Genomic DNA, 25,682 nt, shown 5'->3' with positions numbered 1-25,682 from the left:
CGCGACGACGAGCGCGCGGGCGCCCGCGCGCTCACTCGGTGAACCCGAGCTGCTCCCGCGCCTCGGCCAGGCCGTCGCTCACGGCGAAGACGATGAGGTCGCGCGCTTCGGCGTTGCGCCCGATCCAGGTGACGCGGTCCTTGCCCCCGGCGGGCGGCGCGTTCGTGTGGCCGCCCGACCAGGCGATGCCCGTGAGGGCAATGCTGAGGTCGCCCACCGCGAGGAACGCAGCCCGGTTCCCCCAGCCGTTGATCGCCGTGTTCAGCGTCGACGCCCGGTTGCCGATCGAGCCGATGACGTCGGCGGCGAGCACGCCGAGCTTCGGATCCAGCCCGCCCGTCGTCACCCGCTCGATCCGGCCCTGGTACTCGCGCAGGCGACCGGCGTCGGCGCCCTGCGGCGTCCACGAGGGCGTGAGCGCCTTCAAATAGGCCGCGAGCAACGGCCAGAGGTCGATCGGCGCCGTCCGCGAGAAGGCCGAGGCGTTGGTCTGGAGGATCTTGACGGCGCGGTGGATGAGGAAGAGCCGGACGTCCTCGCGCGGCGAGGCGACCAGGGGCTGCCCGAGGACGATCTTCGGCGGGCTCGAGGAGGCCGGGACGCAGACGGCGCCGAGCGCGGCCGTCACGTAGACCTGCAGGTTGGGCAGGCCGTACGCCGCCCCGACGCCGCGGGCCAGGTCGGTGATGTCGGCGTGCTGCGGCGGCAGCGGGGTCGCGCGGATCGAGTCGAGATCGAACGGCACCGCGGCGTCGAGCAGCGGGCCGGTCTTGAGCAGGAGCTCGCGGAACGCCGCGGTCATGAGCTCCGGCGCGAGGTGGACGTCGAGGCGGGCCGCGCCCGCGGCGTTGCCGGCGCCGCCCATCGCCGCGTCGCGGCCGTCGAGCGCGGCCACCGTCGCGCGCGCGATCCTCGAGGCGCCGGCGCGGCCGCGGAGCTCCGCGACCGTCGCGACCGTCGAGAACAGGTACGGCTCGAAGCGGCCGGTGTTCAGCGCGCGGCGGGCGTCGGCGAGGGCGCGATCGAGCAGGACGCCCGCCGCGGAGGCCTGATCGGTGCGCTGGTAGTAGCGGGCCAGCGCGCCGAGCGCGAAGTCGTCCTTGGGCCACGTCTTGCGCGCCGTGAGCAGCGTGGCCTCGGCCTTCTTCATGTCCCCCATCGACTCGTAGATCTCGGCGAGCTCCGCCGTGCGGCGGCACTTCTGCTCGGGCGCCTCCGCGGCGTTGATGAGGAGGTTCTGCTGCTCGAGCGCGCGGGCGCCGTCGCCGGCGCGCTTGTAGAGCGCGACCAGGCGCTCGCGCGCGCTCACGTCGCCCGGCGCGCGCTTCAGGATCTCCTGGTAGGCGAGCTCGGCGCGCTCCGCGTTCGGGAGGTGCTCGTCGTAGAGCTCGCCGAGGCGGAGGTAGATCGCGACCTGCTTGTCGGGATCGGGCACGAGGCGCGCGAGCCGGATCCAGGCCTGCTCGGCGCCGGCCCAGTCGCCCTCGCCGGCGCAGACGTCCGCGAACGCGGACAGGGCCTCGACGTGGTCGGGGTTCGCGTCGAGCGCGGCGGCGAGCGCCCGCTTCGCCGCCGCCACGTCGCCGACGTCGGCGAGCGCCCGGCCGCGGAGGACCTCCATCTCGACCCGCTCCGCCGGATCCGTCACCGCGTCGAGGCGGCGCTCGAGGAGGGCGGCGAGCTCGGCGCGCGCGCCCTCGGCGACGTAGATCGCCCTGAGCCGCGAGAAGACGTCGGCGTACGACGGGTCGACCGTGGCGACCGCCTCGAGGACGTCGCGGGCCCGCGCGGCGTTCTGGACCTTGTCCTGCCAGAGCACGGCCGCGGCGTAGAGCGAGTGCGCGCGCCCCTCGGAGCCGACGCTGGCGCCCGCCGCGGACTCGAGCGCGGCCGCGGCGGCGGCGGCGTCGCCGCCGCGCTCGAGCGCGTCGGCGAGATCGAGGTGCGCGACGAGGTAGTGCGGGACGAGCGTGATCGCGTGGCGGAAGAAGGCGACGGCGTCCTCGATCGAGCCGGCGAGGAGGGCGTCCTTGGCGGCCCGCACCGAGAGGGCGGCGGCCTCGGACGGGCGATCGGTGCGCTCGATGAGCTGGCGATCCGCCTCGATCGCGAGGGCGTGATCCGCCTTCGCGCGGGCGTGCGCGGCCATCTGGCGCAGCGCCCAGATGCCCCGGGGCTCGTTCCTGTACGCGATCTGGACCGGCTCGAGCGTCTCCTCCCACGGGAGCACGCGCAGGCGCAGCCGCGCCGACAGGAGCGCGTGCGCGATCGCCTCGGGGCCGTCGAGGACGCGCGCGATCTCGAGCGCCATGGGCTCGAGCTCCTCGTCGCGCCCCTCGCCGATGAGGTAGGAGGCGACCCGGCGGAGCGTCGGCAGGTGGTGCGGCGTCTCCTCCAGGATGGAGCGGCGCCAGAGCAGGGCGTTGCCGGGGTCGCCGCGCCCGAGCTCGTCGAGCTCCGCGAGGCGCTCGTAGATCTCGAGGCGCTCCGCCGCGTCCGCCGCCTCGCGGGCGCGCGGGATCAGGGCGTCGACGAGCTCGCCGGCGCCGTGGCCGGCGACGGCCGCGCGGTAGAGGGCGATCGGCGCGAGCGCGTCGTCGCCCGCGGCGATCGCCTGGCGGGCCGACGCGGCGGCCTGCCCGAGATCGCCGGCGCGCTCGAACTCGAGGGCGGCCTCGAGGGCGAGGCGCGCGGCCTCGACGCCCGTGGCGGCGCGGTCGTCGCCCTCGGCCGGCGCGTCGCCGCCCGGGTGGAGGGCGCGCATCAGCTCGGTGGCGCGCTCGGCGCGCCAGGAGGCGCGGTCGGCCGGAGGCTCGGGCGCGAGCCGCTCGAAGAGCTCGCGCAGGCCGATGTCCTGCGGGCGCGAGCGGTGCGCCGTCTCGAGGAGCGACGCGGCCGACGCGGGGTCGGCCTCGGCGACGAGGAGCGCCTCGCGGACGAGGTCGTGGGCGCGCTCCAGCGGGTCGGTCGCGCTCTCGCGGCGGGTCCGGAGCCACTCGAGGAGGCCGTCGCGGTCCACGCGGGCGCGCGCGCTCCGCTCGCCGAGGTGGAGCGCGACGGGGAGCTTCGGGTCGATCTGCGCGGCGCGCGAGAGCAGGCGCTCGCCCTCCTCGTTGTCGCCGGCGTCGAGCAGGCGGATCGCCGCCTCGGTGACGAGCACCGCGGCGCGCGGCCCCTCCTCGAGCGTGAGCGCGTGCTCCGCGAGGATGCGGGCCGCGCCGACGCCGCTCTCCTGCGCGGCGCGGGCGCGCGCGGCGCCCTCGTGCTGCGGATCCGCGCCGCGGGCGCGATCGAGATCGCTCATGGCCGCCCGCTGATCCCCGGCGATCTCCGCGATCACGGCGGCGGCGAGCGCGCTGTCGCGCTCGGACGCGACCTCGCGGAGCGCCGCCACGGCCCTGGCGACGCGGGCGCCGCGATCGCCGTCGAGGTCGAGCTCGAGCGAGAGGGCCCGGAAGAGCGGGCTCTCGGGCGCGGTGTCGCCGTAGGTGACGACGGCGCGGGAGAAGGCGTCGCTCGCGTCGATGCCGCCCTCGGCCGGGACGGCCTCGCGGGAGAGCGCGCGGCCGAGGACCGCGGCGGCGCGGGCGCTCGGGCCGCCGGGGGCGCGCACGCCCCGCGGCGCGGGCGCCTGGGCCGCCGAGCCGCCGGCGTCGCTCAGGGCGGCGCTCGCCGCGGCGGAGAGCGGCGCGAAGTCCGGATCGTCGGCGAGGGCGTCGAGCCACGGCTCGATATCGCCGGCGGAGCCGCCGGCGAGCGCCGACAGGACGATGCGGTCGGCCGGCGAGAACGCGTCGCCGTCGTCGAGCGTCGCCTCGCGCGCGGCGGCGGCGTCGCCGAGCTCGATCGCCTGCGCGGCGAGGGCGCGCCGCGCCTGGCCGGCGTGCGAGCCCGCGGCGACGGCGCGGAGCGCGCCGAGCGCCGCCGGGCGGGTCTCCTTGCGCGCGGCGCTGAGCGCGGCGGTGAGCCACGCGACGCCGGGCGCGAGCGAGGTGCCGCGCAGGGGCTCGAGGCTCGCGAGGCCCTCGGAGAGGTCGCCGGCGCGTAGGTGGGCGCGGGCGCGCAGCAGCGCCTCGTACGGCGTGGCGGGGGCGGCGCGGCCGCGCGCCGGCCGCAGCGCGCCGCGGTGCGCGGCGACCTGCGCGCACGCCGCGGCGAGCGGCGCGAGCTCGGGCGCGTCGGGGAGGCGGAACTTCGCGATGGCCGAGCCCTGGGCGTCCGAGTCCGGCGCGGCGAGCGCCTCGCAGAAGCGCTGGACGTGCGGGCGCGGATCGGCGGGGTGCATCCGGGCCGCGAGCTCCAGGCGCTTGTGCGCGCCGTCCGGATCGGCGAGCGAGATGCGGGAGAGCTCGGCGCCGAGCACCAGGTTGTGGCAGCGCGCGGCCGGCGTCCCGAGGATGCGGGTCTCGGCCTCCAGCGCGTCGAGGGCGGCGGGCAGGTCCCCCTCGCGCATCAGGAGCCCGCGGAGCTGCCGGTGGGCGAAGATCAGGCTCGGGGCGAGCTCGCGCGCCTCGGCGGCGATGGCGCGGGCGGTCGCGTCCTCCCCGGCCATCACGTAGAGCTCGGCGACGGGGAGCAGCGCGCGCGCCCGGGACGTCGGATCCTCGATGAGCTCCGCCTCGGCGCGGAGCCAGGCGGCGCGCGCCGCCCAGACGTCGCGCTGCTGCGACTGGACGAGGATCGCGCTCGCGTCCTGCTCGGCGTCGAACACGGACGCGGGCGGCGGGATCGACGGCAGCGGCGGGAGGCTCTCGGGCGCGCGGGCGGGCGCGGACGAGCGCGGCGCACCGAACGCCGCGCCGACCTCCGGCCTCCGGCTCGCGACGCGCGTCTGGGCGAGATCGTCCTCGTCGGCCGGCCCGTCGAGGAGGCTGGACTCGTCCACGAGCTCGCCGGGATCGCTCTCGATCGCGGCCTGGTCCCAGTGGCTCGCCGGGGCGGACGGCTGGCCGGCGTACGGCCGGGTCGTGGGCCCGGGCTCGTCGAGGGCCTTCGTCTCCTCGTCGTCGAAGCCGGTCGTGTCCTCGTCGTCGAAGTCCGGCGCCGCGGCGCGCCGGCTGCTGTTCACGAGGCTCGGCGGCGCGAACTCGAACGGGGAGTCGCCGCCGTCGGGGATGGGCGTCGCGCGGTCGCCCGGCTCGGCGGTGTCCTCGTCCTGCACCGGCTCAAGGCGCCTTTGCTGCGGCTGCGGCGGCAGCGGGGGCGGCGCCGCGGCGGCGGGCTGCGGGCGCGGCGGGGCGGGCCTCGAGGAGGCGGACGGCGCCGGGATCTTCGGCGTCCGATCGCTCGGCGCGAGCTCGGCGGCGGGCGCCTTCACGTCGCTCGGCCTGCCGGAGCGCGGCGGGGCCGCGGGGCGGGGCAGCGACGGGGGCCGCGGCGGCGGGATGGGGGGCGAGGCGCCCCGGCGCGCGCCGGGCAGCGCGGGCGCCGAGGTCACGACCCCGTCGTCGGCGTCCTCGCCGCGCTGGTCCTCGAAGAGCATGTCGAGGAGCGCGTCGCTCTCCCCGGCGCTCTGCGCCGGCCGCGCGGGCACGGGCACCGGCTCGCGCGAGAACAGCTGCTTCAGGCCGCCTTCGCCGACGCGCTCGCCCTCCTCGGCGCGGATCGACTTGATGAGCTCGTCGGGGATCTTCGCGAGGAGCGTGGCCTCCTCGACGTCGCCCTCCGAGACCGCCGCGCCGTACATCGCCGGCGGCGGGACGGTGATCTTCTCCTGCGACGGGGTGCCCTCCTCGCCGCCGTTGCCAGAGGAGCTCTTGGATTGCGGATTCTTGCTCACCGGACCCCCATCCCGAGCTTCTTCCGGAGCTCGAGGTAGCTCTGCGACAGGACGAACGCGACCAGCTGGCGCGCCCGTTCGCTCTCGGCGACGACGCCGCCGAGCTGCTCGCGCGGGGTGTTGAGGATGTCCGAGAGGACCAGCGACACGTCGCCGGCGGCGATGACGGCCATGCGATCGATGCTCCTGCGGGCGGCCTGCGCCCAGCGGTGCGGATCCTGCTGGCTCGAGACGATGCGCTGGCACACCTCGGCGATGGCCTTCCGGGTCGCGCGCGACATCTCCTTGTGGATGGCGCGCGAGACCTCGCCGAAGACGGCGTACGGCGGCTGGGGGACCGCGAGGCCCGCCTCGATGCACGCCGCCGCGACGAGCGAGGCGACGGTGTTGTCGTCCCGGGTCCTGAGCGACGTGATGCCCCGGCGCAGGGCGAACGCCTCGCGCGCGATCGCCGAGCGCGAGGCGGCGTCGAGCGGCGCCGTGATCTCGGGGCCGAGCACGAGCGCCGGCAGCTGGCCGTAGACGCCCGTCGCGCCGCGAGGGCTCGGGCCGCCGACGTAGAGCTCGAAGTCGGTCTCGAAGCTGAGCGCGCCCATCCACTCGGCGACCGCGACGCGGAGCGGGTGGCCGCCGCGCGCCTCGATGCGGTCCTTCTTGCCGACGCCGAGCGACACGAGCGAGGGGCCGAGCGCCATGGAGATGGTCTCGGCCATCTTCGCGAACAGCTCGCCGACCGGCCCGGCGTCGAGCGGATCGGCGATGTCGGCCATGGCCTTGGCGTCGAGGGCGATCTGCGGCCGCGCCGGGACGCGGGCGTCGATCTTCTTGAGCTCCGCGGAGATGCCGTCGTCGATCCGGCCGAGCGCGACCAGCGCGCCGAGCGTGGCTTGCCGGAGCGGCGCGTCCTGCCCGGCGCCGGCGATCTTCGCGAGGAGCGCGACCCGGTCCGCGTCGATCGGGTCCGACGCGAGCGCCTGGATCAGCGTCGCCTTGGCGCGGCCGAGCACGCGGGTGCGGAACGCCGGGTCGTAGTCCGTCGTGAGGACGAGATCGATCGCCTCCCCGTCGTCCGGGGCCTCCTCGAGGAGCTTCGCCACCGCCCGCTCCGCGCGGCGGGGCGCGCGGAGCTGGTCCCGGTAGATGGCCATCGCGAGCCGCGCCGCCTCGATGCGCCCGTCGGGGGCGTCGCGCTCGACCATGAGCTCCTCGAGCAGGCGCGTGGCCTCCTCCCAGGCGCCGACCCGGGCGGCGACCCGCACGAGGCGCTCGCGGACCACGAGCGTCGACAGCCCGGCGCGGTGCAGGCCGACCAGCACCTCGAGCGCCTTGTCGTGCTCGCCGAGCTTCTCGTACGCGTCGACGGCCGTGATCCCCGACATGAGGCGCTGCTCCCCGGGCGCCTTCGCGACCCGCGAGAGCTCGGCGTAGAACGCCGCCGCCTGGCCGAGGTCGCCCTGCGCCTTGGAGATGTCGGCCGAGAGCGCCAGCGCGCCGATGTGATCCGGCTCGAGCAGCGTCACGTTCTCGAGCGCGGCGAGCGCCTCGTCGAGCTTGCCCTTCTTGCGGAGCACGCGCGCGCGCTCCCAGAACAGCTTGCAGATCTCGAGGTCGTTGTCGGCCACGCCGAGCCGCCGCTCGACGATGTCGAGCAGCCGATCGTCCTCGTTGCGCGCGCGGACCCGGCGGAACAGCCGGTCGAAGGCGACGCCGCGCCGCGGGTCGCGCGCGAAGGCGCGATCGAAGGCGATCTCGGCGTCGTCGTGCGCCTCGGTGTGCTGGAGCAGCAGGAGCCCCGCGCTCTCCCAGAAGCCCGCGCCGCGCGCGTCGTCCTTGCAGAGCGCGCCGAGCTGGGCCGAGGCGAGCGCCGTCGACACCGGGTCGCGCAGCGCCTCGGACGTGGCGCGGACGCCCTCCCAGGCGGCGACGTCGTCGGGCCTCCGCTCGACCACCGCGCGGAACGCGCCGAGCGCGCGCTCGTGATCGCCGGCCGCGAAGTCCGACCAGCCCGCGAGGGAGAGCGCGGTGAGCTGCGCGTCCTCGCCGAGCGCGTCGCCGAGCCCGTGCAGCGCGGCGGCGCGGCGGCGCGGATCGCAGCCCGGGAGCGCGAGCTCCAGGTTGGCGAGCTGGGCGGGCGCGTGCTCGCCCGACAGGAACGGGCGCGGCAGGTTCGGCTGGTCGAGCGCGCCGACGATCGCGGCCGAGGCCTCCATCGCCGCGCGGGCCTCGCCCTCCATGTGGCGCGCGAGGGCGCTCCGGGCGGCGACCTCGGCCTCGCGGTCCTCGGCGCCGAGCGCCGCGCCGAGCCACTCGAGCTCGGCGTGCGGGCTCGGGTCGGCCGCGGCCCACGCCGCCGCGCGCGCCGCGGTGCGCGCGCGGTCGTGGTCGAGCGTGCGCGCGAGGCGGAAGCGCTCGGCGTGCGCGATGGACGTGGCGCCGTCGCCGCGCTCCTCGATGTAGTCGAGCGCGCGCTCGACGGCGCTCCGCTGCTCGAGCGCCGGCTGCCAGAGCAGCCGCCCGAGCGCGGCGGCGAGGGCGAGGTCGTCGCTCGCCTGCGACTCCAGCGCCTCGAGCGTCGCGAGCGCCTCGTCGGCGTCGCCGCCCTCGGCCGCGCCGATCTCGAGGCCGAACCGCGACAGCGCGAGCGCCGCCGGGTCCTCGCCCGCCTCGCCCGCCACCTCGAGGGCGCGGCGCCGGCTGAGCAGATCGCTCGCCTCGTGGCCGCGGAGCGCCCAGGTGAGCGCCGTCGCGCCCGACCGCGGCGCCTTGCCCCGCGCCGCCTCGAGCTCCTCGACGGCGCGCCCGCGCTCGCCGGCGCGCCAGAGCAGGATGGCCGCCTCGATGTGCAGCGCCGCCGACAGATCGGCGTCGTCGATCGCCGCGGCGCAGGTCGAGAGCGTCGCCGCCGCGGAGGCGGGGCTCCCCGCGCGCCGCTCCAGCTCGGCCAGGAACACGGCGACGACCTCGTCGTCCGCGGACTGCTCGAAGAGCGCGCGGAGCCGGCTCCGCGCGCGATCGAGCTCGCCGCTGCGCGCGCTCCGCAAGGCCGCGACGAGCCACAGCCCGCGCGCGGTCTCCGGGCCCTCGACCTCCGCGAGCGCCTCGATCACCGTCGGCGAGCGCCGCGGGCCGGGGGTGCCGGGCTCGTCGCCGCGCTCGCGCCGGCTGCGGACGAGATCGACCGCGAAGGCGCCGAGCGCCCGCCCGAGCCACGCGTTCGGCGCGGCGCCGCCGTCATCCGCGCCGGCGGCGGCGAGCTCGGCGAAGGCGCCCTCGGCGCCGTCCGCGTCGCCCCGGAGCAGGCGGCTCCTGCCGATCTCGAACCACAGGCTCGCCTTCTCGGCCGGGTCGACGCCGGTCGAGAGCAGCCGCTTCGTCGACTCCTCGTACCAGGCCGCGTCGCCGCGGAGCGCCGCGAACGACCGCCCGAAGCGCGCGAGCACGCCCGGGTGCACGCCGGCCATGCCGGCCTGCGACAGGGCGTCCTTCGCGGCGCCGACGTCGTCGGTCCGCACCGCCCAGACGTAGGCCGCGAGGAGCAGCGCGCGCCCCCTCGCCTCGTCGCTGCCGTACGACGCCGCCGTCGCCTCGAGCGAGGCCGCGAACGCGGACGGGTCCTGGCCGTCGCCGAGCAGATCGATCTCCAGCGCGCGCGCCGGGATGCACTGCGGGTCGGCGGTGAGCGCGCTGCGGAGCGCCGCGAGGGCGGCCTCGCGGTCGCTGGCCAGCGCCGCGGCCTCGGCGATGCGGAGCCACAGCGCCGCGGCGCCGGGCCCGCTCGCGCCGCGCGCGATCTCCTGCTTGGCCAGGCCGGCGGCGGCCTCGGCCTCGCCGGCGGCCTCGAGGGCGGCGATGCGCGCCCGCCCGAGCAGCGCCGACTGGGGCAGCCGCTCCGCGGCGCGCTCGAGGAGCGACGCGAAGCCGCCCGTCCCCGCGCGCTGCGTCAGCTCGGCGGCGCGGAGCCACGCGTCGGCCGCGTACTCCGGCTTGCGCATGTACCGCGGGACGCCGTTGGCCTCGCCGCTCGCCTCGTCGTCGAGCGCGTCGGCGATGAGCTCCGCCTGGCCCTCGAGGGCGCGCGCGAGCGCGCCGAGGTCCTCCTCGCGCCGCGCGATCGCCTCGAGCGCGAGCTGCGACCGGAAGCGCGCCCGCCCCTCCAGGGCGGCGGCCGCGTCGAGCAGCTCGTAGGCGCGCTCCACGTTCTCGGTCGCGGCGGCGAGGTCGGCGAGCTCGATGAAGAGCAGCCCCTTCCACGTCGCGTCGGTCGCGAGCTCGGCGCGGGCCTCGATCGCGCGCATGCGGCCGGCGAGGTCCCCCTCCTTGGCCGCGATGAGCTCGAGCTCGAGCCACGGCGTCGCGTCCTCCGGGTTGCTGAGCGCCGCCTCCTCGAGCGCCTCCTTGGACGCCGCGAGGTTCTGCTCGTGGTCCTGGAGGTACGCCGCGCGCTCCCAGAACGCGCGCGCCCGCTCCTCGGGCGTGGCCGCGGCGCGCGTGAGCGCGTCGAGCAGCTTGCCGAGGTTCTTGATCGACTTGCGGCGGGTGAGGATGCGGACCAGCGCCTCGAGCGGCTCGCGGAACTGGGGGTCGGCGTTGAACGCGGCGAGGTAGTCGCGCGCGGCCGTGGGCTCTTCGCCGAGCGCCTCCTCGAGCGCGCCGAGCTCGTGCAACAGGAGCGCCTGGAGCTGTCGCTCCGGTTGGTCGCCTTGCTCTGCGCGGAGCCGCGCGATCAGGGCCGTCATGCTCTCCACGTGCCCCTCGGGTACCTGAACCGTCATCTCGCTCGCGTCGCCTCCGCAGGGGGTCTCATGTGTGCGCAACGCATGACGATGGCGGAGAGTAGCGAACCGAACGTCGCGGAGTAAAGCTCGCTGGGCAGGGGGTGGGTTCGGTTGGCGCGGCGCGCACGGCGCGCGCGGCGCGCGCGGCCGCGCCTCGGGCATGGCCGCGCCGCGCGCGGCCGCGACCGCCGCGCGCGCGCCCCTGGAAAGCGAGGTGCTCGCGGGCGCTGCCACGCGCGACCTGCGCGGCGCTTCGGGTGGAGGTCGCTCGCCGGCGCGGGCCTGCGCGGGCGATGGAGCTGGAGAGGAGGAGGCGAGGACGGCGGAGCGCGGGGCGACGATGCGCCTCGGGCAGCCGCGCGGCCCGGCGGGCGATCGAGGCGCCGGGGCCGCCCTCCGGGTCGAGCCCGGCCGCCGCGGCTAGGCCTTGGAGAGCACGGCGTCGAGCTTCTCGTTGACCTTCGACTCGACCATGCCCTTCATCGCCTTCAGCAGGAACGGGAGATCGATGTCCACCTGGACGGCGGAGGCCTCGACGCGCACGAGGCCCGTCGTGCCCTTCGCGGCGCCGCCCGGGGCTTCGAACCGGATGAGATCGCCGTCCCATCGCCACCGGATGCCGAGCTTGTCCTCCATGCCCCGCGCGAGCTCTTCCGCGCGCTTCTTGGCCTCGTCCTTGGTGAGCGCGTGCTGTCGGCGGATCTCGATGGTCGCCATACGGTATCTCCACTCGTTCGCGCGCGCGGCGACGCGCCGCGCGGTAGGCCCTACTTACTCGATCCGCCGCGCGATCCAAAAGCCGCGCGGCGTGTCGACCGGGCCGCTCACGCCCCCCTTGGGGAGGCTGAACAGCTCGTACTCCGGGGCGGGCTCGAGCACGCCGCGCGGGATGTAGCCGAGATCGTCGGTCGAGCCCTTGTCCCCCTTGTCGATGGCGGCCTTGAAGTCCGTCTTGGCGACCTCGGCGAGCTCCCTGGCGAGCGCCAGCGCGGCGTCCTTGGAGCGCGCGCTCTGCGGCGCGCCCTGCGCCCCGCGGTACTGGACCAGCACCACGCCGAAGCGCACCTTCTTCGGCGCCTCGGCCGCCAGCGCGGGCGGCGCCTCGCCCGAGAGGAGCGTGACGCCCGCGTCGGATCGCACGGCCAGCTCCGGGCCGCTCTCCTGGACGGGCCCCTCTGCGCCGGCGTCGGTCCCGGCGTCGCCGTCGCCGGCCGCCGTCGCCGCGGGCGAGCCCGCGTCGGCGTCGGCGTCGGCGCCCGCGTCGGCGGGAGCGCTGGCCGCGCCGCGCGCCTTCGGACCGCCGTTCGCGATGACGAACGCCAGCGCGCCCGCAAAGAAGAGCGTGTAGAGGACCGCGGTCGAGCGCTGCATGGGCGGCAGCGCGTTAGCACAGGTGGAGGACGCTTGGCGAGGCCTTCACGCCGGTGCCGTCCCGGGTCCACGACGGCGCCGTCCCGGCTTCACGCCGGAGACAAGCACGCGATATGCCCGAGGAAATCGCCGATTTGAGGACGGCCCGTAGAAGAGGCGATCCAAGGACCACAAGCCCTGCTAGTAAGGAGAGCGGATGTCGGGGCATCCCGGCCTTTCGCAGGCCGAATGAGCGTGAAGGCGCGCCTGCGGAAGCCCTCGCAGCGCCGGCATTGGGTCGGGGAGCATGATCAAGGTCGAGTGCGACGGATGCAAATCGCCGTACCAGGTCGACGAAAAGCGCGTTCCCCCTGCGGGGCTCAGGATGCGCTGTCCGAAGTGCGGTACGAGCCTGCTGGTGACCAAGGGGGGCGCGACCGCTGCGCCGACGCCCGCGCCTGCGCCGCCGCCCGCGCCTGCGCCGCGGGCTGGAGCGGGAGGCTTGCAGCTCTCGGAGCGGAGCGCGCCGACGCCGCACGACGACGCCGATCTGCCGGTGGCGGCCCCGGACGACGTCGCGTTCCCCGCGGTCGCACCGCCTCGGCGTCCGGCGCCGGTGGCCACGCCGCCGCGCCGCACGGCGACCACGGTCCCCCAGCGGCCCGCGCCGCCGGCGCCGCCCGCGCCGGCTCCTGAGCCGCCGGGCCCCGAGGTCTTCGGCGAGATCGGCCTGCCCGACGTCCCCGATCGCCCCGCCCCGTCCGATCGGCGCAACGCCAAGACCGTGCCGCAGCGGCGCGGCTTCGGCGAGATCGACCTCATGGTCGAGCTCCCGAGCCCGACGGACGCCGAGGTGCAGGGGCTCGATCCCGACGACCTGCCGGTCGTCTACGGCAACGCGCCCGCCGCCCCGGCGCCGCTCTCGGCGCGGTCGCGCGCGCAGTCGCGCACCGCACCGGCGACGCCCACCGCGTTCGCCGACGCCGACCTGCCGGCGCGGGTCGATCCGCTTCCTCCGAGCAGCCGGCGCACCCTCGGGTTCGGCCTGCGGGACTCGCGGCCGAGCGCTCCTTCAGCGCCCGGCGTGCCCACCGCGCGCGACGCCGGGGCCGCCTCGCAGCCGCTCGGCCGCGGGCGCACCCGCGGGATGGGCGACGTCGCGCCCCCGCGCGTGGCCCCGGAGTACGACTTCGGAGACCTCGACGACGACGCGCCCCCGGCGCCTCCGGCGCGCTCCAGCGGCGGCTCCATGTCGTTCGGCTTCGGCGAGCTCGAGCTGCCGCTCGAGGGCGACGGCGAGGCCGAGCTGCCCTCGTCGGGCGACCTGCCCGTCGTCGCCGGCGATCTGCCGAGCTCGGTCCCGGGTGTCATCGGCATGCCCGCCCCGTTCCCGGACGCGGGCCTGCCCATGCCGGCCTCTGCCCCGCTCCCCTCCCCGGTCCGCGCGGGGCTCCCGGCCACGGCGTCCGCGGGCTACCCCGCCCCCGCGCACGCAGGCTTCCCCGCCCCGGCGCCCGCGGGCTACCCCGCCCCCGCGCACGCAGGCTTCCCCGCCCCGGCGCCCGCGGGCTTCCCGGCCGCGGCCCCCGCGGGCTTCCCCACGAAGGCCACCGGCGCCGCCCTCCCCACGAAGGCCACCGGCCCCGGCTTGCCCGCCGGGCCGGGCACCATCGTCGGCGCCGAGCTCTTCGACGAGGCCCCGCCGGACTACGACGACTCGCGCGTCGGCGCCGCGTTCCAGGCGCCCGGCCCGCGCCCGCTCCCGCCGGCGCCGCCCGAGCCGCCGAGCAGCGGCGCGATGCCGCCGGCCGACTTCGGCCCGAGCGCCGGCGCGATGCCGCCGGCCGACTTCGGCCGGAGCACCGGCGCGATGCCGCCGGCCGACTTCGGCCGGAGCACCGGCGCGATGCCGCCGGCCGGCTTCGGCCGGAGCACCGGCGCGATGCCGGCCGATTTCGGCGACGAGATCGCGCTCGGCGAGGGCGCGACGCACCTCGCCGCCGGCGCCGCGCCCACCGCCTACGATCCGTCCGATCGCTCCGCGAACTTCACGCAGACGCCGATGGACGCCGACGATCGGGGCATCGAGCTCAGCGCGCCGCACCCCAGCGTCGGCGACGAGGTCGATCTCACGGGCGCGGGCACCGAGATCGGCGACCTGAGCGCCGGGACGGAGGCGCAGGTCGAGAAGCCCGCGCCGGCCCAGGAAGCCCCGCAGCAGAAGTCGAAGGTCAAGCGCTACGTCGTCGCGGCGCTCGCCGTCGCCGCCGTCGGCGGCGGCGCGCTCGCGCTCGTCCCGGACGTCGGCGCCTTCGGCGTGAACCTCATCAGCGATCGGCTCAACGCCTTCGCGTACGAGGGGGCGCTCGCCGATCTCCGGCAGCGGACCCAGTCCGCCCTCGCCAAGGACACCGCCTCGGCCGCGAACGGCGCGCTGAGCGACGCGAAATCCACGCGCGCGAACGCGCCGCGCCACCGGCCGACCATGGCCTACGCCGCGTACGTCGCCTTCGCGCGCAGCATCCGCTTCGGGCACCGGACCGTCGACGACGCCTTCGGCAAGGAGATGGTCGCGCTCGCGAGCTCCCGCCCGAGCGACCTGCTCACCCTCGCCGTCGCGGCGCAGGACGCGGCCACGGGCCAGCTCCCTCGCGCGCGACAGGCCGCGCAGGCGCTCGGCGCCCAGCTCAAGGACGACATCGACGTCGCCGTCCTCGCCGCCGAGATCGAGCTGCTCGCCAAGGACGCGCCCAAGGCGGCCGCGGCGTGGCAGCGCGCGCGCGAGCTGCAGAAGAGCGCGCGCACGCTGTTCGGCACGGCCCGGGCGCAGCTGCTCGCCGGCGACGCGTCCGGCGCCGAGGCGAGCGCCAGGGGCGCGCTCGAGGCGTCGCCGGACCACGTGGGGGCCCGCACCCTCATCGCGTCGCTCGTCTGGCAGACGCCGGGCCGCGACCAGGAGGCGCTCGACCTGCTCGGCAAGGTCACCGGCGACGGCCCGGTCCGGGCCGCCGCGAGCGACCCCGAGATCGTCGAGGCGTACACGCTGCTCGGCACCATCCACCTCGCGCGGTCGCGCATGAGCGCGGCCGAGCAGGCCTTCGCCGCCGCGGTGAAGATCGACCCGCAGGCGGTGCGCGCGCTCATCGGCAACGGCGAGGTCCTCTACCGGTCCGGCCGCTACTCCGAGGCGCAGGCGCGCTTCGAGGCCGCGGCCCGCGCCGACGCGCAGAACCTCGCCGCGCACATCGGCAAGGCGAAGACGTGGCTCGCGCAGGAGCGCATGAAGGAGGCGAAGGACCTCCTGAAGGGGCTGCAGAAGACCCACGCCGCGGATCCGCAGGTCGCCTACTGGCTCGGGCGCACCGAGCTCGCGCTCGGCAACAAGAAGGAGGCCGAGCAGGCGTACCTCGACGCGGTGAAGTCGAGCGAGAACCGCCCGGAGGTGGTCGACGCTTACGTGGCGCTGTCGTCGCTCCTGTCGAGCCTGGGCCGCAACGAGGCGGCGGCGGCGAAGCTGTCGGAGGCGACGGCGAAGTTCCCGGACCTGCCCGCGCTCCACAAGGCGAAGGCCGAGGTCGCGCTCCAGACCGGGAGGAACGAGGAGGCGCGGCAGGAGCTCGAGCTCGCGCTCGCCAAGGAGGACGACCTCGGCAGCCAGTTCAAGCTGGGGGTGGCCTACCGCCGCCTGCGCCGGTTCGAGGACGCGGCGCGGCTCTTCGACAAGGTCACGGCGGCGGACAAGGACTACCCCGGCCTGGCGCTGGAGCGAGGGCTCCTGTTCGAGGAGACCGGGCAGAGCGAGCGCGCGCTGGAGATGTACGCCGACGCGCTCCGCAAGGCGCCGAACGACGTCGATCTGAAGCTGCGCGTCGGCTCGACCCAGGTGATGGCGGGGCACGCGAGCCAGGCCGAGCCCATCCTGCGCGAGGTGATCCAGAACCGCCCGAACTCCGCGGAGGCGAACCATTTCCTCGGCCGCGCGCTCCTCGGGCGCGGCACGAACATGGCCGAGGCGCTGCGGTTCCTGGAGCGCGCCGCGGAGATCGACCCGAACCGCGCCGAGTACCACCTCTACGTCGGCTGGGGCGCCAACGAGACGGGCCAGACCGCGCGCGCGGAGATAGCGCTCAAGCGGGCGCTGGAGCTCGACGCGGAGCTCGGCGACGCGTACTGGCAGCGCGGCGTCCTCTTGCAGAAGCAGGGGGCGAGCCGCGACGCGCTGGCGGATCTGCAGATCGCGCTCGAGAAGCGGCCGTCGCGCTACGAGGCCTACGCCACGATGGCGCTCTGCTACCAGGATCAGGGCAACTGGGCGGCCGCGGAGGAGGCGTGGCGCAAGGCGATCGCGGCCAACGACAAGGTCCCCGAGTGGCACTACCGGCTCGGCAAGATCTACGCGTCGCGCGGCAACCGGGCCGGGGCCGCGGCCGAGATGGAGCGGGCGGTCACGCTGGCCGAGGCGCCGGAGCGCTCGACCCCGCCGTGGCTGTTCGACGCGCACTTCCTCCTGGCCGAGGCGCTCCGCGCGACGAACGACCGCGAGAAGGCCATCCGCCACTACCAGCGCTTCCTGGAGACGGCGCCGACCGACAACGCCTACCGGCGCGACGCGCAGCAGGCGCTGGAGAGCCTGGGCGCGGGCAAGGGGCGGTGAGCGAGGGAGACCTGGGCGCCTGCGCCGCGGGTCAGGCCCCCAGGCAAGTCGGCCAGGCGCAGCTGCCTCGCGCGTCACGCCCCCGGGGATGTCGCGACATGCGCAGGTGCGTCGCCGCGCAGGCGGCGGGCATGTCGCGACATGGGCGGCAGCCTCGCCGCGCAGGCGGCGGGCATGTCGCGACATGGGCGGCAGCCTCGCCGCGCAGGCGGCGGGCATGTCGCGACATGGGCGGCAGCCTCGCCGCGCAGGCAGCGGGCATGTCGCGACATGGGCGGCAGCCTCGCCGAGCAGGCGGCGGGCATCTTGAGATAGGGTGTAGCGCTCCTACTGACAGCCGAAGCACCTCCGGTGGTCGCTGAGCGCGACGTCGAGCGCCACCACTTTTCCGAGCGCAGCCGCCGCGACTTCGCGGGCCCTCAGTCCGCCTGCTCCGCAAAATCAAATTTCTCCTATCTCGGCATGCGAGCAGGCGGGTGGCGTGGGCAGCGCCAAGCCGCAGTGGTACGACCGACTTCCGGTGCCGAGCCTCTACCTCTGACTATAATCGAATTCGCTGGTTTCACGGGCGAGCGAGCAAGGTGGTCGATGATCCTCGGGAAAGGCTATTCGATCCTTGAGAAGGCCGAGGAAACTGTCGATTTCAGTCTGATCCGCGCGTGCCGCAAAGGTGACGACGTCCCGATCTTGCTGAAGGTCCTGCGTACGGAAGAGGCGACTCGCGCCGAGGTCGCGCGCTTCAAGCACCAGTGCGAGCGCATCGCGCAGCTCGCCTCGCCCCGCCTCGTCGCGCTGCACGGCGTCGAGGAGCTCGCCGGCGCCCTCATCGTCGTTCTCGAGGACTTCCCGGGCCGCGATCTCGCGCGCACCCTCGCCGAGCGTCCGCGGCACAGAATGCCCCTCAGCGAGGCGCTCGCTCTCGCGGTTGCGATCGCCGAAGGCCTCGCCGCCGTGCACGCGGCGGGGCTCATCCACCGCGATCTGCGCCCGCACAACGTGCTCGTCGGCGCGTGCGGCGCGGTCAAGCTCACGAGCTTCGGCGTCGACGCCGAGATCACCCGCGCGCACGAACGGCTCTACGCGCCGGCGGTGATCGCCGACGTGCTGCCCTACGTCTCCCCCGAGCAGACAGGCCGCATGAACCGCGGCGTCGACTACCGGACGGACCTCTACGCGCTCGGCGTCATCCTTTACCAGACGCTCACGGGGGAGCGCCCCTTCGAGGCCCTGGACCCGATGGAGCTCATCCACGCGCACCTCGCCCTCGCTCCCGCGCCGCCGTCCCGCGTCGACCCGACGATCCCCGAGGCCGTCTCCGGCGTGGTGCTCAAGCTGCTCGCGAAGAACGCCGAGGACCGCTACCAGAGCGCCGAGGGCCTGCTCGCCGACCTCGAGCGCTGTCGCGAGGCTCTGCGCGGCACGGGGACGATCGAGCCCTTCGTCGCGGGCCAGCACGATCGCCAGGACCTGTTCCGGATCCACCAGAAGCTCTACGGCCGCGAGCAGGACATCGAGGCGCTGACTGCCGCGTTCGGGCGCGCGCTCGAGGGCAGCCGCGAGATCGTCCTCGTCTCCGGCTACTCGGGCATCGGCAAGTCCTCGCTCGTGCACGAGATCTTGAAGCCGCTCGCGCGGCAGAAGGGCTATTTCACGAGCGGCAAGTACGACCAGTACAACCGCGACGCGCCCTACAGCGCGGTGATCCAGGCGTTCGACGGCCTCGTGCGGCAGATCCTCACCGAGAGCGAGGCGCGCATCCACCGCTTTCGGAGCGCGATCCTCGAGGCGCTCGGGCCGAACGCGCAGGTCGTCTGCGACGTCATCCCCTCGCTCTGCCATGTGCTCGGCGCGCAGCCGCCCGTGCCGGCGCTCGACCCGCTCGAGGCGCAGAACCGCCTGAACCGGTGCTTCTTGCTGTTCGTCTCGGTGTTCGCGCGCGGCGCGCACCCGCTCGTCCTGTTCCTCGACGATCTTCAGTGGATCGACCCCGCGAGCCTGGGGCTGCTCCGCACGCTCCTCGCCGACGACTCGCTCGAGGCGCTCTTCTTCTGCGGCGCCTACCGCGACAACGAGGTGTCGCCCGGGCACCCGCTCGTCCGTGCCATCGAGGAGCTCAAGCACGCGGGGCTCGTCGTGCGCGACATCGTCCTCGCCCCGCTCGCGCGCCGGCACCTGCTCCAGATGCTCTCGGACAGCCTCACGTGCGACGACTGCGGGCCGCTCGTCGATGCGGTGCAGAAGAAGGCCGGTGGGAACCCGTTCTTCGTCAAGGAGTTCGTCCGGTCGCTGCACGACCACGGCGCGCTCACGTTCGCAGCCGGGTCAGGCTGGAGATGGGACCTCGCCAGGATCGACGCGCTCGCGTACACGGACAACGTCGTCGACCTCATGGTGCGCACCATCGCGCGCCTGCCGCCGGACGCGGTGGAGGCGCTCAAGCTCGCCGCGGCGATCGGCAACCGGTTCGACCTCGACGTGCTCGCCACCGTGAGCGAGTGCTCGCTGGAAGAAGCGTACAGCCGCCTCGATCCCGCCGTGCGCGAGGGGCTCGTGACGCCCGGGCGCGCGGTATACCGCTTCGCTCACGACAAGGTCCAGGAGGGCGCCTACGCGATGATCCCGGCGGCGGACCGGCCGGCCTTCCACCTCCGGATCGGCCGGCTGCTCGCGGGCAAGGTGGACCTGTCCGAGAGCCAGAGCCTCTTCGACGTCGTCGGCCACCTGAACAGCGCGGGCGACCTCGTGTCGCACCCCGCGGAGCGCCTGCGCCTCGCCCACATGAGCCTCGAGGCCGCCTGCCGCGCCGAGGACGCGGCCGCCTTCGGTGCCGCCCTGCGCTACCTGGAGCTCGGCCTCCTGCGCCTTCCAGAGGACGCATGGACGTCGCAGTACCCGCTCCGCCTCAGGTACGCGATGAAGACCGCCCTCATGCTCTCGCTCTGCGGCCGGCACGACGACGCCCTCGCGCTCCTCTCCGATTGCCTGGAGCGGGCCGCGAGCCGGCTCGATCGCACCGAGGTGTTGCGGCTCAAGCTGAGCGTGCAGGTGCTCAGGAACGACCTGCCCGCCGCGCTCGCGGAGGGGCTCGCGGCCCTGCGCCCGTTCGGGCTCGACCTGCCCGCGTTCCCCGACGAAGCCATGGCCGACGCCCAGATCCGAGCGACGATGGACCTCGTCCGGGAAAAGACGATCGAGGCGCTGCCGGCGCTGCCGCAGCTCGAGGACCCGGAGATCCGTGCCATGCAGGACGTGCTCGTTGAGCTCTTCCTCCCCTGCTGGTTCTTGAGCCTCAACAATCTCAGCATCACGCTCGCGAAGCTCGTCGAGAACACGCTGCGCCACGGGGTGTCGAAGCACGCGATCTTCGGTTACATCCAATTCGGGGCGTTCCTCTGCGGCCGTGGCGACATCGCGCTCGGCTACCGCTTCGGCCGCGCCGCCATCGACCTCTCGGAGCGCTTCACGGACAAGAAGTCCGAAGCGGTGCTCCGCGACATGTGGGGCACCTTCGTGCAGCACTGGAGAGAGGGCTATCCCGCCTGCAAGGATTCGTTGCTCGCGGGGATGCACGCCGGGCTCGAGACGGGCCAGTACATCTGGGCGTTCTACAGCGCGGTAAATGGCATGACAAACAGCGTCCTCCGCGGCCTCCCGCTCTCCGACCTCCTCGCCGAGGCGCAGAGCTACCAGCCGATACGGAAGCTCGACAAGTTCAACGCCATCACCTGGATCATCGCCGCGGCCGGGCAGCTCGCGCACCAGCTCTCGGTCGAGACCGCGTGCCCGGCCAAGCTCGCGGGCGCGTGGATCGACATCGACGAGGTGATCGAGGAGGCACGCCGGATCGACAGCCAGGGCTCGCTCGTCTTCGCCAACTTCTACGTCGTTCTCCTCGGCGTCTTCCAGGGCGCGTTCGAGGAAGCGGCGCGAGCGGCTCTCCCGCTGAACGTCGAGACCCCGACCGTGGCGGCCTGGCACGGCGTCCCCGCGTTCCATTTCTACGCCGGTGTCGCGTTCACGCGGGCGGCGGACGTGGTCTCCCCGGACGAGCGCGCGCTCTTCCTCGAACGCGCGGAGATTTTTGCTGAAAAACTCTCGCGCTGGGCGGACCTCTTCCCGGAGAACCTGGCGCACCGCAGCGCCCTGCTCTGCGCCGAGCTCGCGCGCGTCCGCGGTGACGCTCGCGCCGCGGCGGGAGATCGCTACGACGAGGCGATCGCCCTCGCGCAGCGCGGCGGCTACCTCCACGACGAGGCGCTCGCCAACGAGCTCGCCGGCCTCTTCTTCCGCGCGCTCGGCAAGACCACCATCGCCCGCGCCTACCTCTCCGAGGCGCACAGGGCCTACGGCCGATGGGGCGCGACGGAGGCGATGCGGCGCCTCGAGCGCGCGTACCCCGACCTCGTCCCCAGCGAGATCCTCCGCGGCGCGAGGTGCCCGGAGGCCGCCGCGCCCGCCAGCGCCGCGCTCGACCTCGGCTCGGTGCTCAAGGCCTCCCAGGCCATCTCGGGCGAGATCGTCCTCGACCGCCTGCTCGACGCGCTCATGCGCATCCTGGTGAAGAACGCCGGCGCGAGGCGGGGCTGCCTGCTCCTCGCCCGCGCCGAGACCCTGTTCTTGGCTGCCGAGGCGAGGGCGGAGGGGCCCGAGATCGAGGTGCGTATTCCTCACGAGCCCGAAGCCTCCCCTTCGGATCTGCCGGCGTCCCTGCTCAACTACGTCCGGCGGAGCCGGGAGAAGGTGATCCTGGACGACGGGACGGCACGGAACCCCATCATCGCCGGCGACGACCTCTATCGGTACGCCAGATCCGCCCTCTGCCTGCCCATCCTGCGGCAGGCGGAGCTCGTGGGGTTGCTCTACCTGGAGAACGACCTCATCGCCGGCGCGTTCACGCCGGACCGGCTTTCGGTGCTGGAGCTGCTCTCGGCTCAGGCCGCCATCTCTATCGCCAATGCCACGCTCTACGCCGACCTGCTCCAGGAGAACAGCGAACGCCGGCGAGCGGAGCAGGCCGTGCGGGACAGCAAGGAGCTGCTGCAGTCGATCGTCGACAACTCGACAGCGATCATCTACCTCAAGGATGTCGAGGGGCGCTACCTGATGGTCAACCGGCGCTACGCCGAGCTGTTCCACGTCGGTGAGCAAGCGATCGTCGGCCGGACCGACTACGATGTCTTCCCCAGGGAGCGGGCCGATGCCTTCCGCGCCCTCGACCAAGAGGTGCTGGCCACCGGAACGGCGCTGCAAGTCGAGGAAGAGGCTCCCCAGGACGATGGGCTGCACACCTACATCTCCCTCAAATACCCCCTGCGCAATGCGGCGGGGCAGCCCTATGCCCTCTGCGGCATTTCCACCGACATCACCGAGCGCAAGCAGGCCGAAGCGGAACGCCAGGCCCGCAAGACGGCCGAAGCCGAGAGCCGTGCGAAGACCGAGTTCCTCAGGAACATGAGTCACGAGCTGCGCACGCCGCTCAATGCCATCCTTGGCTACGCCCAGATCCTCAAGCGCTCCCCGGGGCTCGACGACCGCCAGGCGACGGGACTGAACACCATCCAGCAGAGCGGTCAGCACCTCTTGACCCTCATCAACGACCTGTTGGACCTGGCCAAGATCGAGGCGGGCAAGCTCGATCTCTACCCCGAGCCGATCCACCTCTCGACCTTCCTGAGGGGCGTCGCCGACATCATCCGCGTCAGGGCGGAGCAGAAGAGCCTTTACTTCGACTACGAGGTCACGCCCCACCTGCCCCAGGCGGTGCTGGCCGACGAGAAGCGCCTGCGCCAGGTGCTGCTCAACCTGCTGGGCAACGCGGTGAAATTCACCGACCGGGGGCGGGTGAGCTTCGGGGTGCAGCCCCTTTCCCAAGACGGGGCCTCGGCGCGGCTGCGCTTCGAGGTGGAGGATACCGGCGTGGGAATGGCGCCGGAGCAGCTGGCCAAGCTCTTCCAGCCTTTCGGGCGGGTGGGGGACGTGCGGCGCCGCGCGGGCAGCGGCCTGGGGCTCATGATAAGCCACCAGCTGGTGCACCTCATGGGCAGCGAGATCCAGGTGGAGAGCCGGCCCGACGAGGGCAGCCGGTTCTGGTTCGAGGTGATCCTGCCGATGACCCAGCTCGCAGCCCCCCTCCGGCCCTCCGAGCGGGCCCCCATCGGCTACGAGGGGCCGCGCCGGAAGGTGCTGGTGGCCGACGACGTGGTGGGCAATCGGGCGGTGCTCTTGGACCTGCTGAGCGGCCTGGGCTTCGAAGTGTGCGAAGCGGCCAACGGCCAGGAGGCCGTCGAGCAGGAGATGGCGGCGTCGCCGGATCTGGCGGTGATGGATCTGGTCATGCCGGTGATGGACGGCCTGGAGGCCATCCATTGCATTCGTCGCAATCGCCGGGCTCGGGGGCTCGCGCGGCTGCCGTCCATCACGGTCTCCGCGAGCGCCAACGAGGAAGACCAGGCTGGGAGCATGGCGGTCGGCGCCGACGCCTTCCTCGCCAAGCCGATCGACCAGGAGAGCCTTCTGCGGATCATCGGGGCCCAGCTGGGGCTCACCTGGGTCTATGCCAGATCGGCTGAGGAGCGAGCCGGGGGCGGGGAGGCCGCGGAGCTCGTGGCGCCGCCCCCAGAGGAGATGGACGTCCTGCATGCCCTGGCCCTGGAGGGCAACATGCGCGACATCCGAAAGCGGGCGGACTATCTGATCACGCTCGACGAACGCTATCGTCCCTTCGCCGACCGCCTGCATCGCCTGGCGCAGGACTATCAGTCCCAGGCGATCCTCAGCCTGGTCGAGGAGCACCTGCAGGGGGTCGAGCCGAGGGCGATGGTGGCGCTGGAGCCGCCGCGGCGCAGGGAGGGCGGGCAGCGACCATGAGCGGAGCCACAGCAGCCGGTGCGCGCACCGGCACCATCCTGATCGTGGATGACATGCCAGCCAATCTCGGCGTGCTGGTGGATAGTCTGGAATGCATAGGTCATCGAGTGCTCGTCGCTCAGGGCGGTGAAGAGGCTTTGAAGCGGGCCAGCTTCACGAGCCCCGACCTGATCCTGCTGGACGTGGTGATGCCTGGCATCGACGGGTTCGAGACGTGCCGGCGCCTGAAAGCGGATGAAGGAACCCGAGACATCCCGGTGCTCTTCATGACCTGTGTGACCGATGCGGCTGACAAGCTCGCGGGGTTCAAGCTGGGGGGCGTCGATTACATCACCAAACCATTCGACACTGGAGAGGTGATAGCGCGCGTCACGACGCACCTGAGCCTGCGCGAGGCGCAAAAGGAGCTCGAAGCGAAGAACGCGCAGCTGCAGTGCGAGATGGCGATACGCCAGCAAAAGGAGGCGGCGCTGCAGCGCGCCCATCAAGAGCTGGAACAGCGGGTGCGAGAACGCACGACCGAGCTGGGCAGCTCGAACGCCGCTCTCCGCGAGAGCCAGCAGCTGCTTCAAGCCATCGTCGACAATACGGCCGCCGTCATCTTCGCCAAGGACCTCGAGGGGCGCTACATGCTCGTCAACCGCGGGTTCGAAGAGCTCTTCCACATGGGTCGCGAGCAGGTCCTCGGCAAGACCGACCACGACGTCTTCCCACGCGAGCAGGCCGACGTGTACCGCGCCAACGATTTGCTCGTCCTGCAGCAGAATCGGGCCATCGAGCTCGACGAGCTGGCTCCCCAGCGCAACGGCGCGCGCACGTACATGTCCCTCAAGTTCCCGCTCCGCGGTCCCGCCGGAAGACCTGAGGGCATTTGCGGCATCTCGACCGAGATCACCTCCCGCAAGCACGCCGAGGACGTGCTGCGCCATTCCTACTCGCTCCTCGAGGCCACGCTCGAATCGACAGCGGACGGCATCGTGGTCGTCGACGGCGCGAGGCGCGTCGTGCTCCATAACCACAAGCTCGCGCAGATGTGGCGCATCCCCGAGGACGTCCTCGCCAGCAGATCGGCCGACACCTTCTTCGCGTTCGCCGGCGGCCGGCTCCGCGAGCCCGACCTCTTCCTGCGAAGCGTCGATGAGCTCTACGCCGAGCCCGAGGCGAGCGCCGTCGATACGTTCCCGCTCCTGGACGGGCGGGTCTTCGAGCGTTATTCGCAGCCCCAGCGCCTCGGCGGGCGCGTGGTCGGTCGGGTCTTCAGCTTCCGCGACATCACCGCGCGCGTGGACGCCGAACAGCAACGGAATCGGGTCCTCCTGGAGGAGCGGCGCGCGCGTGCGGCGGCGGAGGAGGCCATCGGTCTGCGGGACGAGTTCCTCCTCGTCGCCTCGCACGAGCTCCGCACCCCGCTCACCAGCCTGCAGCTCTCCATTCAAGCGCTGGGGCGAAGGCTCTCGCAGGGCATGGACGTCGGGCGCGTGCGATCCGCGGTCGCCGTCTCCGGCCGCCAGATCACGCGCCTCGCCACCCTCATCGATATGCTCCTCGACGCCTCCCGGATCCAGGCGGGGAGGCTCGATCTGAACAGGGCGTCCGTCGATCTACGCGAGCTGGTCGCCGAGATCGTCGCCCACCTCGGCGACCAGGTCGCGCAGTCGGGCAGCACGCTCGCCATGCGCACGGAGCAGCCCGTCATCGGCTGGTGGGACCCGTACCGCCTGGAGCAGGTCGTGACCAACCTCCTCACCAATGCAATCAAGTTCGGGGGAGGCTCACCGATCGAGATCGCCATCACCGGGGAAGATCGGGTCGCACGGCTCTCGGTGACGGACCACGGGATCGGGATCCCGGCCGAGGTGCAGGAGCAGCTCTTCGAGCGGTTTCGCCGCGGCGTCTCGTCGCGGAATTACGGAGGGCTCGGGCTCGGCCTCTATATCACGCGCACCATCGTCGAGGCGCACGGCGGGCGAATCCGCGTATCGAGCGAGGTCGGCCGGGGCTCGACCTTCTTTGTCGAGCTGCCGCTCTCGGCCGAGAGCGCGGCGCGCCACCACGGCGAGCCAAGGCAGCCGGAGCCCGCAGGCTGTGGAGTCGAGGTGGCCCGTTCGACGGGCAGATGAGTCGTGGACAGGGCGTCGACGAGCGAAGGCTCCGCGACGCGCTCACGACCTGCGCCCTGTCCCTAGTGTCACGCCCACGCCGGCGAGCTTCCGGGCCGGCTATCTCCGGGACCCAGTTCGGGTCCAATTTCCGCGGA

General features: G+C 74.0%; 7 protein-coding genes. 3 read left to right on the top strand and 4 right to left on the bottom strand.

Annotated features, from left to right (window positions below; translation table 11 throughout):
* Positions 1-31: 31 nt before the first annotated feature.
* The 4 genes from WMF26_RS04185 to WMF26_RS04170 form a co-directional block, all read right to left on the bottom strand.
* A complete protein-coding gene (locus tag WMF26_RS04185; RefSeq protein WP_437999232.1) occupies positions 32-5,779 on the bottom strand; it encodes a hypothetical protein in 5,748 nt (1,915 codons plus the stop codon).
* Complete coding sequence (locus WMF26_RS04180; RefSeq protein ID WP_437999231.1) at positions 5,776-10,551, bottom strand: tetratricopeptide repeat protein; 4,776 nt, start codon at positions 10,549-10,551, stop codon at positions 5,776-5,778. Before WMF26_RS04180 ends, WMF26_RS04185 begins: the two co-directional genes overlap by 4 nt.
* 423 nt (positions 10,552-10,974) lie before the next feature.
* Entirely contained in the window at positions 10,975-11,271 is a 297-nt protein-coding gene (locus WMF26_RS04175) for a polyhydroxyalkanoic acid system family protein (protein ID WP_437944851.1), read from the bottom strand.
* Positions 11,272-11,325: 54 nt separating this feature from the next.
* Positions 11,326-11,925, bottom strand: coding sequence for a peptidyl-prolyl cis-trans isomerase (locus WMF26_RS04170; protein ID WP_061621301.1), 600 nt, complete (start codon positions 11,923-11,925; stop codon positions 11,326-11,328).
* Positions 11,926-12,211: 286 nt separating this feature from the next.
* Between WMF26_RS04170 and WMF26_RS04165 the strand changes: the two genes are divergently transcribed.
* The 3 genes from WMF26_RS04165 to WMF26_RS04155 all read left to right on the top strand — a co-directional run bounded on the left by WMF26_RS04165 (position 12,212) and on the right by WMF26_RS04155 (position 25,545).
* Positions 12,212-16,558, top strand: a complete 4,347-nt coding sequence (locus WMF26_RS04165; RefSeq protein WP_437999230.1) for a tetratricopeptide repeat protein — start codon at positions 12,212-12,214, stop codon at positions 16,556-16,558.
* 588 nt (positions 16,559-17,146) lie between these two features.
* A complete protein-coding gene (locus WMF26_RS04160; RefSeq protein ID WP_437999229.1) occupies positions 17,147-23,425 on the top strand; it encodes an AAA family ATPase in 6,279 nt (2,092 codons plus the stop codon).
* Positions 23,422-25,545 (top strand): ATP-binding protein, encoded by a 2,124-nt coding sequence (locus WMF26_RS04155; RefSeq protein ID WP_437999228.1) that lies wholly within the window; start codon positions 23,422-23,424, stop codon positions 25,543-25,545. The genes WMF26_RS04160 and WMF26_RS04155 overlap by 4 nt, the downstream gene beginning before the upstream one ends.
* The last annotated feature ends 137 nt before the right edge of the window (positions 25,546-25,682 follow it).

Origin of the sequence: Sorangium sp. So ce185 (assembly GCF_051526825.1) — a bacterium.
Classification (GTDB): domain Bacteria; phylum Myxococcota_A; class Polyangia; order Polyangiales; family Polyangiaceae; genus Sorangium; species Sorangium cellulosum_D.
Note: the sequence above shows the minus strand (reverse complement) of the source record. Positions and strands in the feature narration are given on the sequence as shown.

Coding starts and splice junctions, on each gene's coding strand:
- WMF26_RS04180 (WP_437999231.1), bottom strand. CDS start 10,551: ATGACGGTTCAGGTACCCGAGGGGCACGTGGAGAGCATGACGGCCCTG.
- WMF26_RS04175 (WP_437944851.1), bottom strand. CDS start 11,271: ATGGCGACCATCGAGATCCGCCGACAGCACGCGCTCACCAAGGACGAG.
- WMF26_RS04170 (WP_061621301.1), bottom strand. CDS start 11,925: ATGCAGCGCTCGACCGCGGTCCTCTACACGCTCTTCTTTGCGGGCGCG.
- WMF26_RS04165 (WP_437999230.1), top strand. CDS start 12,212: ATGATCAAGGTCGAGTGCGACGGATGCAAATCGCCGTACCAGGTCGAC.
- WMF26_RS04160 (WP_437999229.1), top strand. CDS start 17,147: ATGATCCTCGGGAAAGGCTATTCGATCCTTGAGAAGGCCGAGGAAACT.
- WMF26_RS04155 (WP_437999228.1), top strand. CDS start 23,422: ATGAGCGGAGCCACAGCAGCCGGTGCGCGCACCGGCACCATCCTGATC.